This window comes from Rhodococcus baikonurensis, from assembly GCF_040489275.1.
Lineage (GTDB): Bacteria > Actinomycetota > Actinomycetes > Mycobacteriales > Mycobacteriaceae > Rhodococcus_F > Rhodococcus_F baikonurensis.
Genome location: NZ_JBEUOQ010000001.1, coordinates 459294 through 475420, shown reverse-complemented (window position 1 = coordinate 475420; position 16127 = coordinate 459294). Strand labels below are relative to the sequence as shown.

Genomic DNA, 16127 nt, shown 5'->3' with positions numbered 1-16127 from the left:
TCACGCCACCTTGGGACGATGTGTGCGTTGATAGCCCTTGCGGTCGTAGAAACGGGTGGTCACGATGCCGAGTACGACGCCGATCAGTAGACCCACCAACGTCATCCAGACGGCATGTAGCAGGCCGGCCTCACCGCGTGCGCCGAAGAACAGGATGGACCGCGTGCCCATGTAGATCTGGTGCATCGGCTCGAACTGGGCCAGCCACGCGTACAACCTGGGGCTGGCTTCGAGGGGGATGGTGCCGCCGGACGAGGGCAGCGCGAGAATGACGAACACGAACAGGTTGATCAACATGCCCAACGAGCCGAATGCGGCCATCACCGACATCGCCGTGATGCCGACTGCAGTGATGACCAGCGCGCCGTACTCCCACAATGCAAGCCCGTGAGTGACCGGCATTCCGAGGGCGCGACTGATCCACTGGAACAACGCGGAGACTATGCCGGACAACACGATCATGAACGCCCATTTGACGAGCAGCGTCCGAAACCTGTTGATACCCACAACGTCGTTCTGAACGAAGAGCGGACCGAATTCGGTAGGCGCATATCCGAGCATGCCGTCCACCAAGGAATTGACCACGGTTGCTCCGGTGAATCCCGCAAGGACCAACAGCAGCGCGAAATAGAATGCAACCAAACCGAATCCGGTGCCGTCGGGAAGCGGATCGTGGGCAACCGTGAGTACGTTCACCGGATTTTCGAGCAGCAGGCGGCTCGCTCCTGAGATCTGGGTTCCGGTGCCTCCCGCTTCCAACTGCTGGGTGACCAGGGTGGTGAGTTGCTCGCCCATGTTCTTGTTGACCGACGCGAGGGCTGTAGTTCCGATCGACTGGACCAGAGATGCGGAGACGGAACCGGCGCGGGGATTGGTGTAGATCGTGATGATCGGTTGGTCCACGTCACCGGCGACGACGCTGGCCTCTGCCAAAATGATCGTTCTCTTCGTGAAATCACTGGGAATCACGATCGCTCCGTACAGCGTGCCGGAGTTCAGGCGTGATTGCGCTTCGGCGATTCCGATCTGCTGCAGGTCGATCTTCTGGTGGTCGATTCCGCTGTCGAGGCCGGCGGCGATGTCGTTTCCGAAATTCTTGCGGTCGGCGGGGTCGCCGCCGGGAAGAGTGTCCCCTTCGTCCTGGTTGACCAGGGCGATCGGGAACTGGTCCAGGTGTTTCTTGGGGTCGAGTATTCCGCCCATGTACAGCGCTGCCAGCGCCGACATCAAGAGGGTGACCACGATCAACGGCGTCAACCAGAATCGTGGCGTGTGCATGACGGTGCGGGCAGACGGCTCCGTGTTCTTGCTCATCGTCAGTCGACCGGCTTTCTTTCGCGCGGAGTTCCTCGGGCTGAGCGTAAACGCAAAGGTGCGCCGGGGCAGTCTTTCAACTGCTCCAATGCGCTGAGGACATGATGGGCCGACGACGGGCCGGCTTGCCGGCAGTCTCATCCGAAAAGGCCGAGAACGGATCGGTAGGGTATGGCCCGCGGCAACCCTGCCGAGACGATTTCGGAGAAACCGTTGACCAACGTGCTGATAGTTGTCCTGATACTCGTAGTGATCGCTGCCGTCGCGTTTGTGGTCCTGCGTGGACGCCAGGGCAAGCCGAATGCCCGTGTCGACCCGCTCGCCGACTACCCCGAGGTGTACGACCCTCACAAGATCGGAGTCGGCGACATCATCACGTACGCGGGCATCGACCACGTCGTTCGAGGGACCATCACGCTCGACGAAGAGGGTTACATCTGGCGTGAGCACCTTCTCGACGGGTCGACCGGTCGCCGCTGGCTGACTGTGGAGGACGACGAGGGTGAACTGGAGATGACTCTCTGGATGCGTCGGGAAGGAACCAACCTGGTCCCGAACGGCGACGTCGTTCTCGACGACAAGGTTCACCGCAAGATCGAAAGTGGAACGGCGAAGTTCACGGCCGAGGGTACGACGGGTACGGCACCTTCCGGTTCGATGGAATACGCGGACTACGCGACCGCCGACAAGACCGGTCTGATCGCATTCGAGAAGTGGGCGCGCGGACAGTCGTGGGAGGTTTCCACGGGACGGGCGGTCACACGCAGCGAACTCACCGTCATCCACTCGGGCCCCCCGGAATGAGCCTGTATCGACTCGATGTGGAACCGACCGACGTGAATGCCTCGGCACTGGGGTTGGTGCTGGGAGCGCCCTCGCCGCCGGCCCTCGCCGAGTTGGTGATCGAAACTTCCGATGCGACGTTGACACTCGGAGTGCTCGGGGCATCTCACGTGGTGACGGCCCGGGCGTCGGGAAAGGAACTGACCGAGCAGGTTTCGTGCGATGCTCTTGCCGCCGGCGGTGAACCCTTGCCGGCAGTGGAGTCCACGGATAACTACCGGTTCGAGTCTTCTTCGCTGGTCCTGGACCGAGTCGAATTCGATTCGGAAGCTGCATCGTTGAGAGAGTCCGCCGGCCAGGACGGTTGGATCTGCGGATCCTTTCCCGGCGACGACACAGCGTTGACCGCGTTGTGTGGCGTGCGAGACCGCCAGGGGTGGAGTTGGCAGAGTTGGCATTTGTACCCGGGGGAGGGGACAGGAGTGATCGTGAAGACGCGCAGTAGGTGGCGACCGTGAGGGGGCGGACGTGGTTGGCTCCGGTGATGGTGGCGGCCGCAATTGTGTTGTCGGCGTGCGGTGGTGGCGCCAAGGACTTCATCGCGGACAACTATTCCAAGACGTCCCAGGATGGCGACGTCGTGTTGTACTCGTCGAAAGATCCAGTGGGCACGACCGTCTCGCGGATTGTCGACGCGGACGAACCGGCGGCGCGAAGTGCTGACGGCGGCAACGAATACCTGCGCTACGACGACGACATCGTCACCGTCAGTTCGGCTTCGGGCGGTGGCAGCACCATCAAGGTAGAGGACATCGACGGCACGTATCGCAGCGGCGGATACGCGTACCTGGGACCGGGCTTCAACCCGGGATCCCCGGCGGGTGGAAGCAGCGGCAGCGGTGGCTCGGGTAGTGCCAAATGACGGTAGTGCTCAATGAGAAGGAGAACGGCGTGACCAACATCTTTGCATCCACTTCCGTCGAGATCGGAACGGTGGATCCGGAATTGCTCGTCGGTGGCATTCTCGGCACCCTCGCCTATTTTGTCGTCGGCGTAGCGGTCCTGGCAACAGGATTTCTGGTCCTCGACCTCATAACACCAGGAAATCTGCGCCATCAGGTTTACGTCGACAAGAATCCGAACGCTGCGATTTTGTTGGCTTCCAATCATCTTGCGCTGGCGATCATCGTGGTGACTGCAATCCTGACCAGTTCGGACGGCTTTGCCCAGGGACTCGCCGACTCCGCGGTGTACGGACTGTTCGCGATCGTCCTGCAAGCGATTGCGCTGCGTTTGATGAACGCGTTTCTTCCCGGCAAGTTGGTTGCGCTGGTGCAGGATCCGAAGATGTGTGGCGCCGCGTGGGCCGTGGGCGTCAGCTTGCTGTCCATCGGTTTGGTGAATGCCGCAGCACTCACCTGATGGTTGCCGATGATCCCGATGTGAAGGTTGCCGAGCGGTCGACCATGCTCGGCTCACGTGCGCGTGTGCTACTTCTTGCTGCCGTCGCGGCGTGCGCGGCGTGTGGCCTGATCTACGAGTTGGCACTGCTCACTCTCAGCGTGAGTCTGACCGGCGGCGGCATCACCCAGACATCGTTGATCGTCGCGGGATTTGTTGCGGCGCTGGGTATCGGAGCCCTGGCTGCGAAACCTCTGCTGGGACACGCTGCCGTTTCGTTCGTGACGGTCGAGATTCTGCTCGGGCTGATCGGCGGATTCAGTGCCGTCACGCTGTACGTGACCTTCACGTTCTTCGGTTCGAGCGCTACAGTTCTCGTGGCAGCAACGGCGCTGATCGGTATCCTCGTCGGTGCCGAAGTGCCTCTGTTGATGACGCTCTTGCAATCCGGTCGGAGCGACAACGACGCACAGAGCACCGGAAAAGTGCTGGCCAATCTCAATGCGGCCGACTACCTCGGCGCGTTGATCGGTGGTCTGCTGTGGCCGTTCGTCCTGCTGCCGTGGGCGGGCATGATTCGCGGTGCCGCACTCACCGGGATGATCAATCTCGTGGCTGCGGCAGTTGTCGCGCTGATACTTCTTCGGTGGCAGCTCAGCCTGCGCGCACGATTGATCGCCGTCGTCGCAATGCTGTTGGCGGCGAGCTTGATCGGATGGCTGTTGATCGCGGCCTCGGACATCGAGACCACATCGAGGCAGCGGTTGTACACCGATCCAGTGGTGGCCGCCGAGCGGTCGGTGTACCAGGAAATCGTCGTTACCGAGCGGGGCAACGACGTGCGCCTGTTTCTCGACGGAGACCTGCAGTTCTCGAGTGTCGACGAGCATCGGTATACCGAGTCGCTGGTGTATCCGGCCCTGGTCAACGACCCGCGGCGGGTGCTGATTCTGGGCGGAGGTGACGGCCTCGCTGCACGGGAAGTGCTGCGGATGAACAGCGTCGAGCAGATCGTGCAGGTCGAACTCGATCCGGCCGTGATCGAGTTGGCGAATACCCGTCTTCGTGAACTGAACGAGGGAGCGCTGGAGGATCCACGGGTGGACGTCGTTCTCGACGACGCGTTCCGGTGGTTACGAGAAAGCCCGGAACCGGGTTTCGACGCGGTCATCGTCGACCTCCCCGATCCTGACACTCCCGCACTGGGCCGGTTGTACTCCATGGAGTTCTACGGACTTGCTGCTGCCGCGATGAATCCGGGCGGGTTGATGGTCGTCCAGTCCGGCAGTCCGTACTCGACACCGGATGCGTACTGGAGAACGGTGTCGACGGTTGCAGCTGTCGGGCTGAGTGTCTCGCCGTACCACGTCTTCGTGCCGAGTTTCGGTGACTGGGGGTATGTGCTCGCGCAAGCAGGTTCCACGCCGCCTGAGCTTCGACTGCCCGCTGATGTGCCGGAACTGCGGTTCCTCGACGAGCCGACGCTGGCGTCGGCGTCGGTGTTCCCGCGCGATCGCCCGAGGCGGGAGTTGGAACCCTCGACACTCGACCGGCCACGCATCGTCGACGATATGCGCAAGGGCTACGAACGCTGAACTCCGGACCGAGTAGCTTGAACCGAGACTCTCGGCTACGACGGAGGTACGGATGACTGTTCGGATCGAGGAGCACGCCCCGGGAGTTCGGTTGCTCACGATGGATCGCCAGGAGAGGCGCAACGCGCTCGACCCCAAGACGTACCGTGAACTCACGAACGCGATCCGGGAGTCCGACGACGACGATGCAGTGCGGGTTTCGGTGCTGACGGGCGCCGGTGGTGTCTTCACCAGTGGCAACGACATCGGAAGTTTCCAGGACACCGCCGGGAAAGACGGCGGCGAGGCCAAGGATTTGTTGATCGCGCTCGTCACCGCACGCAAGCCGATCGTCGCGGCGGTCGAGGGGTTTGCAGTCGGAATCGGCACCACGATGTTGTTGCACTGCGACCTGGCATTCGCGGGGCGAGGTACACGATTCCGCTTGCCGTTCGTTCCGCTCGGACTCTCGCCCGAGGGCGGATCGAGCTATTTGCTGCCACAGATCGCAGGCCTCAAACGCGCGACGGAACTGTTGATGCTCGGCGATATGTTCGACGCCGACGAGGCTGCCGAAGCCGGCCTGGTCAATCGGGTCGTGGAAGCCGGGACCGCACTCGACGTGGCGCTGGACCGGGCAGTACGCATTGCAGACTCCCCGGCTGAATCGGTAGCGCTGACGAAGATGCTGCTTCGTCGTCCACATCTCGATGCCCTGCTGGAGACCATCGACGTGGAGTCGGATCACTTCGCGAGACGGCGGCGATCCGACGAAGCGCAAGAAGCATTCGCAGCTTTCATGAAGAAGAGGTGATCGAAATGAACGGTGCACAGTCGCTCATCCAGAGCCTGGCCGACTCGGGCGTCGAAGTGTGCTTCGGCAATCCCGGAACGTCCGAGATGCATTTTGTCGCCGCACTCGATTCCGTTCCGCAGATGCGCGCGGTACTGGGACTGTTCGAGGGAGCTGTCACCGGTGCAGCGGACGGCTACGCGCGTATCGCCGGAAAGCCTGCCGCGACACTTCTTCACCTCGGACCCGGAATGGCGAACGGGCTGGCGAACCTTCACAACGCGCGCCGCGCCCACACGCCGATCGTGAACATCGTCGGTGACCACGCCACCTACCACCACGGTTTCGACGCTCCTCTCGAATCGAATATCGACGCGCTGACCGAATGGCTGGAGGGGTGGAGTAGACGTTCCGAATCCACCGCGACTGTCGGTAGCGATGCGGCCGACGCCGTTGCCGCGTCGATGGATTCGGCTGGAAGAATCGCGACGCTGGTCCTCCCTGCCGACGTCTCGTGGGGCGAAGGTGGAGTGATTGCGGGTCCTCGGGACATATCTCCGCGAGCGGAAGTTTCTGCAGCACAGATCGACTCGGTGGTCGGCGCGGTCAATGCCGAGGGACGCACCACGCTGCTGCTGGGTGGCGCAGCCTGCTCCGAGGCCGGACTGCGCGCCGCTTCTCGGATCGCGGCCGCGACGGGAGCGCAAATTCTGGTCGAGACCTTTCCGGCCAAGCTTCAACGAGGCGCGGGGCTACCGTCATTCGAGCGCTTGGGATACTTCGCCGAGCACGCCACCGAACAACTTCGCGGAACAACTCAGCTGGTCCTGGCCGGCGCGGTTTCGCCGGTGTCGTTCTTTGCGTATCCCGGAAAGCCGAGCGATCTGGCCCCTGACGGCGCAGCAGTGACAACGCTGGTGAGCGTCGGTGACGATGTTGTCGGCGCTCTCGAAGCAGTGGCCGAACTCGTGGCACCAGGAGTCGAACCTGTTCTGCAGGAGGTGAATCGGCCTGCGCTGCCGAGCGGGCCTCTGGACGTACGGAACTGGGCCGACGTGATCGGCGCGCTCCTGCCGGATGACGCCATCATCTCCGACGAGGCAGCCACTTCCGGTTGGGCGATCCCGATTGCCCTTGCCGGAGCGCCGCGCCACGACGTGCTTACCCTCACCGGAGGTGCCATCGGCCAGGGCATCCCGGTGGCTACGGGCGCCGCGATTGCCGCGCCGGAACGACCGGTGATCAATTTCGAGGCAGACGGAAGCGCGATGTACACCATCACCGCGTTGTGGACGCAGGCGCGAGAACAGTTGAATGTCACGACGATTCTGCTCAACAATCGCGCATACGCCATCCTGCGTGGCGAACTGCAACGAGTCGGTGCAGATGGTGGCGGCGTCGTCGCGCAGTCGATGTTGGATCTGTCGTCTCCCGACATGGACTACGTGAAGATCTCCGAGGGATTGGGCGTGCCCGCGTCACGGGCGAGCACTGCGGAGGAGTTGGCGGAGCAGTTTGCCGCAGCGCTTGCGGAACCCGGTCCTCATCTCATCGAGGTCATGCTGCCACCCCCGTCGTGATTTCGACTTCGAGTCGATCATCGATCGTGTATTCAATGGAGGTTTTCGGTGCTAGCCGCGATCGGTCTGTCTCTTCCGATTGCCCTCGGCCTGCTTTTCGTCTCGATGCCCATGGCGGTGATCGTGCTCGTCATGATCACCGCTGGAGCACATCGCGGGGCGGCATCTTTTCTACTCGGGTGGGTCCTCGGAATCTCGGCAGTCGTTGCGGTGACCATCGTGATCGCGGACTATTCGTTTGCGGAGTCGGAGTCGGAGTCGGCGTCGGGGTCGGCGCAGAGTTCGGTGTGGTCGAGCGTCGTACGAATCGTGTTGGGGCTCGTTCTGTTCGGATTGGCGTTCAAGCAGTGGCGAGCGCGTCCGAGGGACGGAAGTGATCCGACAGTTCCGAAGTGGATGAAGAGCATCGACGGGTTGACTCCGCGGAAGGCGTTCGGGTTGGCGTTCTTGTCCGCGGCGGTCAATCCCAAGAATGCAGCGCTCGCGGTATCCGGTGCGGCCACTATCGCAGTCGCCACGAATGTTGTTGCCCAACAGATTGTTGCCGCGGTGATCTTCACGATCATCGCGAGCGTCGGTATCGCGTCGCCGATCCTGGTGAAGGTGTTCTCCGGCAAGCGAGCCGACGACATCCTCGTGTCGGCGAAAGCTTGGATGACGGCGAACAATGCAGTGATGATGGCGGTCATTCTGGTGATCCTCGGTGCGACAGTGCTGGGCGAGGGGCTCAGCGGACTGCAATAAGTCGCCTACCATTGGCGGGTGACTGATTTCCACGACGATGCCGCTGGTTCCATTGCTTCCGCAGCTTTGGCTGTTCTGCGCGAGCAAGGCCCGCTGAGTCTCGAAGAGTGGGCGACCCATCTCGAGGAGTGCGGATCGGCGACCGAGGTAGCCGACGTGCTCGAGTATCTGTCCGAACCCATGCTCGGATACCTACCGAGCGGAAAGTACGTTGCTCTCGACACTGTCCTCGAAGGTCTCGTGTTCACTCACCGACTCAGCGCCCTGGAGATTGCGTCCGACATTCTCGACGCGAGCCCCGACCTGGAACCGATCTTGGCATTCGGTGACGGTGACGGTGACGGCGACGGAGAGGACGGGGCGATCCGTGTGATCGCGGCGGAAGAAGCCGCCGTGGAACGCGGAGCGGCCCACTTCCGGAGTCGACGAGTCGTGATGCTCCCGGCCGGAACCCTCGGCGAGTGTGCCGAAGGTGATCTCGTCGGTCTGGCTGTCGAAGACGGACGACTTGCGTTTCGTCTGGTGGAGATCGAGGACGAACCAGATCTCGTACCGTCCCTCGGCGAACCCTTCGAGGAAGACGGCGTCGAGGCATTGGATTCCGTGTGTTGGCAACTCCTGCTCGAAGACCCGTCACTGTTCACAGTTCCCATTGCGCCGTTGAGCGAGCTTTTCGAGGCAGCAGGGTACGAACACGAGCGAGAACTACTGGCTCGGCGGGGATTCGACTTCGATGCCTACGATCTGCAGATTCGGACCGCCCTGGTCGCGAGCACCTACGACCTGACCCACGACGAGGCAGTCTCTGCCGTCGCGTTTGTCGATCTGGCGGATCGCGGATACACCGACGCCGTCATCGCCGATTTCGACATCGCGGACTGGGCCCACCGTCATGTGAGCGCTGCTCCGGATTCTTTTGTCTCACTCGCGGATCCGGGTGCGGCGGTAGCGGTGTTCGATCTCGGTTTTCGGAACCAGGACCCGGTGACCGACGCAATTCTCGAAGCACTTGCGGCCGAACTTTCCGAGCGAGGTCCACGGTCGGTCCGGGCGGCGGCGCATTGGCTCGCCGGTAAGGCAGTCGATCGGCTGGGGCGCGTCCTCGAGGCGGAGGCGCACTACGAGAAGGCGCTCCTTGCCGAATCCGGTTGGGGTCCTGCCCTGTTCGAGCTGGCTCAGTTCGCGTCGGACCGCGGCGACGCGACCCGCGCGTTGTCACTGCTCGGGCGGATCGACGGCGGAAGTGAAGAGAATCTCTACGCCGTACTGCAGGACTTCGTCCCGGTCGATCATCCTGAGCTCGGGCGAAACGACAAGTGTTGGTGCGGTTCCGGCCGCAAGTACAAGGTCTGCCACCTCGGAAAGGCGGATGAATCCGTCGAGTCGGATGGTCGGTGGTTGTACAAGAAGGCATGCCTGTTCGCGTTTGCCTCCGAATACGCCGACATCGTGACCGGGCTCGACGATCTCGAAAACGACAGTCTGTCCGAGGACGAACTGATCGCCGCCACGATCTTCGACGGCTCGGCACTGGACGTGGCTCTGTTCGAGGGTGGGATCTTTGCCGACTTCCTGGCCAGGCGCGGTGAACTGCTCCCGGAGTCGGAGGTTGTCACGGCCGCACAGTGGCTCGGAACCCGGAGGTCGGTGTACGAGGTGGTCGAAACTTCCGACGCCGGCGTCGTGTTGCTCGATCGTGGGTCCGAGGAGTCCGTGACCGTTGCGCACTCGCTCGACGGCACGCCAGGTGATGTGATCAGTGCCCGGGTCCTGACGGCCCCCACTGGCGCACTTGTGGTGGGCGTCGTCGTCATGGCTTCGGAATCGCAGGCTGCGAAGGTCCTCGAGGTTCTCGCTTCCGAGGAGCTCGACGCCGAAGAAGTGGTGCGTGCGTCGCGTGGAGGCGCCGATCACTCGACCGATGACCGGTGACGATGTATCGAGTCGACCCCGTTAAAGTTGGATAGGTGAACGAACCGATGGATGCCAATGACTTGATCGCCGAAGCCGCGATGGAGTTGTTGCGTGAGCACGGCCCGCAGACAGCGGCGGACTGGGGCACCCTGTTGGCTGATGCCGGTCACGGTACAGCCGAGGACATGGCCGAGTTCGTCGAGTACGTCGAGGACCCACTGCTCGGCTACCTGAGTGAGGAGCGGTACGCCGCACTCGACACGTTGTTCGAGCATCGAGTGCTGACCCATCGGCTCACCGAAGCGGAAATCAAGTCCGGCGTCCTCGATGCCAACCCCGATCTGATGATGCTGCGGGTTTTCCTCGATCGTGACGACGACGAGGTCCATGGCATCAGCGTCGTGCACCGCGGGATCGACGACGACCTGTTGGCTGATCGGGGGATCGAGGATCCGGAGTTCCCACATGACGAGGGTTTTCTCCTCGACACCGATACTCTCGCCGAATGTTCTGCAGGCGACTTGATCGGGTTGTTCGTCGCAGACCGTGAGCTGACGCTCTGCACCATTCCCGAGGTACTCGATCCCGCACCCGGATTCGGCGAGAGTCTGGCGACGGTCCTTGCCGACATCGGTGCGGACACCCTCGATGCCATCGTCTGGCAATTGATGCTCGACGAGCCGTCGCTCTTCCGTCAGCCGACCGCCCCGCTGGGCGAGATGCTCGAGGCGGCAGGGTACGTCCGCGACGGCGATTACGTCGCAGTGGACGGTTTCGATTTCGAGGCCTACCACCTGGCGAACCGGGCCCGCATGCTCGAGGTTCGGGAGAACCTGCACCCGGAAGAAGCCGCGTCGGTGATTGCCTTCGTCGATCTGGTGATGGCCGCGAAAGTCGAAGCCGTCGAGGACGCCTCGGACTGGGCGCGCAAGCAGGTCAAAGAGGATCCGCAGGCCTTCGCCGGTATCGCCGAGCCGCCCGCGGCTGCGGCGGCGTTGGAGCTGCTGTCCGAACTCGACGATCACGATTCCGTATTGCATTCTGTTGCAACTGCTCTCGCCGAAAAGGGATCGCGTCGTGTCAAGCCGGCAGCGCACTGGCTGGCGGGCAAGGCTTCGGATCGTCTCGGCAAGATCCTTGCCGCCGAGGCATCGTACGAAACTGCGCACGATCTCGATCCCGATTGGACTCCCGCGATCTTCGATCTGGCGCTACTGGCGGCCGATCGCAGCGATGTGACGCGCGCGCTGGCACTTCTCGGCCGGATCGAGGGCGGCGAGTCCGAGGTTCTGCACGAGGTTCTTCAGCGCTATGCCCCGGCCGAGCACCCCGAACTCGGACGAAATGACAAGTGCTGGTGCGGTTCCGGTCGCAAGTTCAAGGTCTGCCATCTCGGCAAGTCCGAGGTGACGTTCGACGATCGGGCCAACTGGCTGTACGTCAAGGCACAGCTGTTCTCGCGCACTCCGGAGTACTTCGATGCCGTCTTCGATCTTGCGCTCATCCGTGCCGAGCAGTGGAACAGTGAAGAAGCACTGACGTTGGCCGTCGAGGGCGGTTTGGCCGTCGACGTTGCCTTGTTCGACGCCGGTATCTTCGAGGCGTTTGTCGAGCGTCGCGGAGAACTGCTTCCCGCCGACGAGCGGGAACTGGCCGACGAGTGGTTGAAGATTGCGCGCTCGGTGTACAAGGTCGCTTCGACGGAGTCGGGGCAGTCGGTGACTCTCAGTGACGTCCGCAACGGGCATCTGGTGAAGGTCACGGACGAGTGGGGCTCGGTCAATCTCGAGCCGGGCACGCTCGTGTGTGCACGAGTCCTTCCGGCCGGCTCCACGATGCGCACCTTCGGTGGCATCGAACCGCTTGCAGCAGAGGACAAGAAAGAACTGATCCAACTGATCGAGTCGGCGGACACCGAGCCGGGTCAGTTGGTGGAGTTCCTCAGCCGAGGCCTTGCCGGTGCGCCTTTCCGGTAGCGCGAACTACCGAAAAGGCGGGGCGGAAGGCACTAGGGCGTCACCTGAGCCAGCATCATCTGCTCGAAACCCTCACCGTACGGCGGGAGCATTCCCCACTCGCCGCGTGGATCATGCTGCGCTGCTTCGAATACCGTTCGCGCGTGACTGAACTCGAGGAAGCCCTCGCGGCCGTGGTAGTGCCCGATGCCCGAAGCTCCGACGCCGCCGAAGGGTGCGTCGCTCAGCCCCGGGTGTGACATCGCATCGTTGATGGTGACGCCGCCCGAGACGGTGCGTTCGAGTACGGATTCCTTCTCGTCCAGATCGGTGCCGAAGTAGTACAGCGCCAACGGCTTCGGCCGTGAGTTGATGTCGGCGACAACGCTGTCGAGTTCGTCGTACGGCAGGATCACGACGGCCGGTCCGAAGATCTCTTCCTTCATGATCTGCGCGTCGGTCGGAGGGTCGACCACGATTCGCAGTGGGCGGCGACGAGTGTCTGCGGAGAGTTCTTCGTCGGGAACGGTGATGATTCGCGCTCCGCGCTCTGCGGCGTCCGCGATGTACCCCTCGATGCGTGCGAGGTGACGGTCGCTGACTATCGAGACCATGTCTTCGTTGTCGGCGATCGTGGGGAACAGTCCGGTGAACTGGTCGGTGAACGCGTCGATGAATGCTTCCGTGTTCTCGCGCGGAACATAGATCAGGTCGGGAGAGACGCAGAGTTGACCGGCATTGGTCGATTTCGCGATGGCCAAACGCGATGCAGCAGAGCTGATATCGGCACTTCGTCCAAGAACGCTCGGTGACTTGCCGCCGAGTTCGAGGGTGACCGGAACCAGGTTCTTCGCGGCGTTGGCCATGACGAGCTTGCCGACGGTCGTGCTGCCGGTGAAGACGAGGTGATCGAACGGCAGCGACGTCAGTAGATCAGCGACCTCCGGGCCACCTGTCACCACTGCGACCTCCAAGGGGTCGAGCGTTCGACGCGCCGCCTCGGCCAGGACGGCCGCAGTGTTGGGCACGATCTCCGACGGTTTGAGGACGGCGCGATTTCCCGCTCCGAGGGCGCAGGCGAGCGGGCTCAGAAGAGTGAAAAGGGGAGCGTTCCAGGTTCCGATGATGCCGATCGAACCCTTCGGTTGGTACGAGACGTACGCCGTGGCGCCCAGCTGGTCCTGCATCGCTCCGGTGGCTCTCGGTGAGCGAATCATCCACTCTTCGAGCGAATCACGAACATGCTTGAGTGAAACCATCGACCCCAGAACGTCATTCATCACCGAGTAGGCCGGGATCCGGCCGCCGAAGTCCTCGTTGATCGCTTCGGTCAGATCCTTGTGGTTCGCCACCAGGAGATCGACGACGCGTTGGATGCGCTCGCGTCGTATCTGCGCGGACGGAAGACCGGCGGCGCGAGTTGCTACCTGCTGGGCCCGCAGAATCTCGTGGAGATCGGTGGTGACGGCGGCATCGGTGCTCATGGGCACTCCTCGTAGTGGCGAAGTATTGACCGGACCGTATCGACGCGGCGCGAACCGACGCCCGTTTCGTCTCGTTGACCGGGACGGATTCGATTGGTAGAGAGAACACATGTCGCAGACACAGGTAGAAGACACTGCAGTGAAGATTTCCGTCGAGGAATCGGTGGGACTCGGATTCCTGACACTCGATCGGCCGGCGCGGCGAAATCCGCTCTCGGCGGAGACCATGCGCGAGGTGACGGCTGCCCTTCTCGAGTTGTCTGCAGACGAGCGCGTGCGGGTTGTCGTCGTGCGCGCCGAAGGCCCGGTGTTCTCTGCCGGTCACGATCTGACGGAGATGATCGGGCGAACCCTCGAAGACGAGCGGGCGATCTTCGACGGCTGTACCGAGATGATGGAGACCGTGCAGCGGATTCCGCAGCCGGTGATTGCCGCAGTCCAGGGCCCGGCTATCGCGGCGGGCTGTCAGCTGGCTGCGTCGTGTGATCTGGTTGTTGCTGCGTCGAACGCGGTCTTCGGCACGCCCGGTGTCAAGATCGGACTGTTCTGTTCGACTCCGATGGTGGCTCTGAGCAGGGCAGTAGGGCGCAAGCGCTCGATGCAGATGTTGCTCACCGGTCAGACGATCGACGCCGGCACCGCTGCGGACTGGGGTCTGGTGAACTTCGTCGTCACGCCCGGAGAACTGGACCGGCAGGTGCGCGAACTGGCCGCCAAGATCACGACGGCCAGCCCCTTGACGGTGAAGATCGGTAAGCAGGCGTTCTATCAACAGATCGATCTGCCGCAAGCACAGGCGTACGAGGCGATGGCGGAAACGATGGCAACCAACGCCGTGACCTGCGACGCTCAGGAAGGCATGCAGGCCTTCGTGGACAAGCGAAAGCCCGAATGGCGCAATAAGTAACGATCGCTCTTCCGGTTTAGTTGGACGTCCTATAACCTGAGCGAATGAGCCTGGATCCACGCACCAACACCGTCGACGGAGTGCTTCGGCGCTCGGCAGCCAAGTACCCCGACCGCGTAGCCGTCGTCTTCGAAGATCGCACTCGCACCTACCGCGAACTCGACGACGCGGTGACGCGGGTCGCGGCCCACTTGCTCGGTCTGGGCCTCGAACACGGCGACCGCGTCGCGGCATACGGAACCAACTCCGACGCCTATGCGATCGGATTCCTTGCCTGTGCGCGAGCAGGTTTGGTGCATGTTCCGGTCAATTACGCACTCAAGGGGGAGGAACTCCGGTACCTCGTGGCGCAGTCAGGCACCCGCGCGGTGTTGGTGGATCCGGCATTGGCGTCGACGCTCGACTCGGTTCGCTCCGACCTCGATCTCGACCACGTGATCGCACTGCGGGACGCGGAACTGTCGGTGGTCACGATCAGCGAGGCCGGCGAGGTGCCTGTTTTCGAACCGCGTGCGACGTCGACGGATCTGGCGCAACTGCTGTACACCTCGGGAACCACCTCGAAGCCCAAGGGCGCCATGATGTCTCACGGTGCGCTGGTACACGAGTACGTGTCCTCGGTGATCGCGCTCGGGCTCGACAAGAACGACAACCCGCTGATCTGCATGCCGATGTACCACTCCGCGGGGATGCACGTCTTCATGCTGCCGTACCTGTCCGTCGGTGCGACGGTCAGTCTGATGCAGGCGCCGGACATCCCGGAGATCCTGCGCCGCGTCGAAGCAGAAAAGATCGGATCGCTGTTCCTGGCTCCGACCGTGTGGGTACCGCTGGCCAACCATCCGGACCTCGAGACCCGCGATCTGTCTTCGCTCAAGAAGGCGCAGTACGGCGCCTCGATCATGCCGGTCACGGTGCTCAATCGTCTGCGTGAGCGTTACCCGGACATAGGCTTCTACAACTGCTTCGGCCAGTCCGAAATCGGTCCGCTGGCAACCGTTCTCCAGCCCGGCGAGCATGCTGATCGTCCGTCTTCTTGCGGGCGAGCAGTGTTCTTCGTCGAAACCCGTGTCGTCGACGCCGACGGAAACGACGTCGCCGACGGTGAGTCCGGTGAGGTTCTCTACCGCTCACCGCAGCTGTGCAACGGCTACTGGGAAAACCCGGAAGCCACGGCCGAGGCATTCCGCGACGGCTGGTTCCATTCGGGCGATCTTGTCGTGCGGGACGAAGAAGGGTTCATCACCGTCGTCGACCGAATCAAGGACGTCATCAACACCGGCGGCATCCTGGTGGCGTCGCGCGAGGTCGAAGATGCGGTCTACACACACCCGGCTGTGGCAGAAGTTGCCGTGATCGGTACGCCCGACGAGAAGTGGATCGAGGCCGTCACCGCGATCGTCGTGCTCAAGGACGGCAACGACGAGTTGACGCCTGAGGCGTTGATTGCCCACGTCAAGGAGCGAATCGCCCCGTTCAAGGTCCCCAAGCACGTGCGTTTCGTGGCCGAACTCCCGCGAAATCAGAGCGGAAAGCTGCTCAAGCGGGAACTGCGCACTGTCTGACACTTGCTATAGGTTCTGCCTTACCTTCGGTTCGTTTTCAGGTCTTTGACTCCGATTGCCTCACGGTATTGACTTCGGAGGACGGCATGGACTTCGGAAACAGCAAGGTGAGT

General features: G+C 62.6%; 14 protein-coding genes. 12 read left to right on the top strand and 2 right to left on the bottom strand.

Going from position 1 to position 16127, the window contains the following annotated elements:
• A complete protein-coding gene (locus tag ABWI03_RS02335; RefSeq protein WP_298777106.1) occupies window positions 1-1314 on the bottom strand; it encodes a YhgE/Pip domain-containing protein in 1314 nt (437 codons plus the stop codon).
• 171 nt (window positions 1315-1485) lie between these two features.
• Between ABWI03_RS02335 and ABWI03_RS02330 the strand changes: the two genes are divergently transcribed.
• The 10 genes from ABWI03_RS02330 to ABWI03_RS02285 are packed head-to-tail and all read left to right on the top strand — an operon-like array spanning window position 1486 to window position 12079.
• Entirely contained in the window at window positions 1486-2118 is a 633-nt protein-coding gene (locus ABWI03_RS02330; RefSeq protein ID WP_235170368.1) for a DUF4178 domain-containing protein, read from the top strand.
• Window positions 2115-2615, top strand: a complete 501-nt coding sequence (locus ABWI03_RS02325) for a DUF2617 family protein (RefSeq protein WP_095973132.1) — start codon at window positions 2115-2117, stop codon at window positions 2613-2615. The genes ABWI03_RS02330 and ABWI03_RS02325 overlap by 4 nt, the downstream gene beginning before the upstream one ends.
• A 26-nt stretch (window positions 2616-2641) precedes the next feature.
• Window positions 2642-3019 (top strand): DUF4247 domain-containing protein, encoded by a 378-nt coding sequence (locus ABWI03_RS02320; RefSeq protein WP_124569429.1) that lies wholly within the window; start codon window positions 2642-2644, stop codon window positions 3017-3019.
• Entirely contained in the window at window positions 3016-3519 is a 504-nt protein-coding gene (locus ABWI03_RS02315; RefSeq protein ID WP_435054162.1) for a DUF350 domain-containing protein, read from the top strand. Before ABWI03_RS02320 ends, ABWI03_RS02315 begins: the two co-directional genes overlap by 4 nt.
• A complete protein-coding gene (locus tag ABWI03_RS02310) occupies window positions 3519-5093 on the top strand; it encodes a polyamine aminopropyltransferase (RefSeq protein WP_435054163.1) in 1575 nt (524 codons plus the stop codon). The genes ABWI03_RS02315 and ABWI03_RS02310 overlap by 1 nt, the downstream gene beginning before the upstream one ends.
• Window positions 5094-5145: 52 nt before the next feature.
• Window positions 5146-5886, top strand: a complete 741-nt coding sequence (locus tag ABWI03_RS02305; protein WP_298777107.1) for an enoyl-CoA hydratase/isomerase family protein — start codon at window positions 5146-5148, stop codon at window positions 5884-5886.
• Window positions 5887-5891: 5 nt separating this feature from the next.
• On the top strand, window positions 5892-7445 hold the full coding sequence (locus tag ABWI03_RS02300; RefSeq protein ID WP_366054972.1) for an acetolactate synthase large subunit: 1554 nt from the start codon (window positions 5892-5894) through the stop codon (window positions 7443-7445).
• Window positions 7446-7493: 48 nt separating this feature from the next.
• A complete protein-coding gene (locus ABWI03_RS02295) occupies window positions 7494-8189 on the top strand; it encodes a GAP family protein (protein ID WP_298777109.1) in 696 nt (231 codons plus the stop codon).
• An 18-nt stretch (window positions 8190-8207) separates the two neighbouring features.
• Window positions 8208-10121 carry an SEC-C metal-binding domain-containing protein gene (locus ABWI03_RS02290; RefSeq protein ID WP_298777110.1) on the top strand — a complete coding sequence of 638 codons (1914 nt, stop codon included), beginning with the start codon at window positions 8208-8210 and terminating at the stop codon, window positions 10119-10121.
• A gap of 35 nt (window positions 10122-10156) precedes the next feature.
• Window positions 10157-12079 (top strand): SEC-C domain-containing protein, encoded by a 1923-nt coding sequence (locus tag ABWI03_RS02285; RefSeq protein WP_298777111.1) that lies wholly within the window; start codon window positions 10157-10159, stop codon window positions 12077-12079.
• 32 nt (window positions 12080-12111) lie between these two features.
• Here ABWI03_RS02285 and ABWI03_RS02280 read toward each other — a convergent pair whose 3' ends face one another.
• The gene (locus ABWI03_RS02280; RefSeq protein WP_298777112.1) at window positions 12112-13542 is read right to left on the bottom strand and encodes a coniferyl aldehyde dehydrogenase; all 1431 of its coding nucleotides are present in this window, start codon (window positions 13540-13542) and stop codon (window positions 12112-12114) included.
• Window positions 13543-13651: 109 nt separating this feature from the next.
• Here ABWI03_RS02280 and ABWI03_RS02275 point away from each other — a divergent pair, with 109 nt between their 5' ends.
• Together ABWI03_RS02275 and ABWI03_RS02270 are read left to right on the top strand one after the other, a co-directional pair.
• Window positions 13652-14449 (top strand): enoyl-CoA hydratase, encoded by a 798-nt coding sequence (locus ABWI03_RS02275; protein WP_166809049.1) that lies wholly within the window; start codon window positions 13652-13654, stop codon window positions 14447-14449.
• A 44-nt stretch (window positions 14450-14493) separates the two neighbouring features.
• Window positions 14494-16014 carry an acyl-CoA synthetase gene (locus ABWI03_RS02270; RefSeq protein WP_298777113.1) on the top strand — a complete coding sequence of 507 codons (1521 nt, stop codon included), beginning with the start codon at window positions 14494-14496 and terminating at the stop codon, window positions 16012-16014.
• Window positions 16015-16127 lie beyond the last annotated feature (113 nt).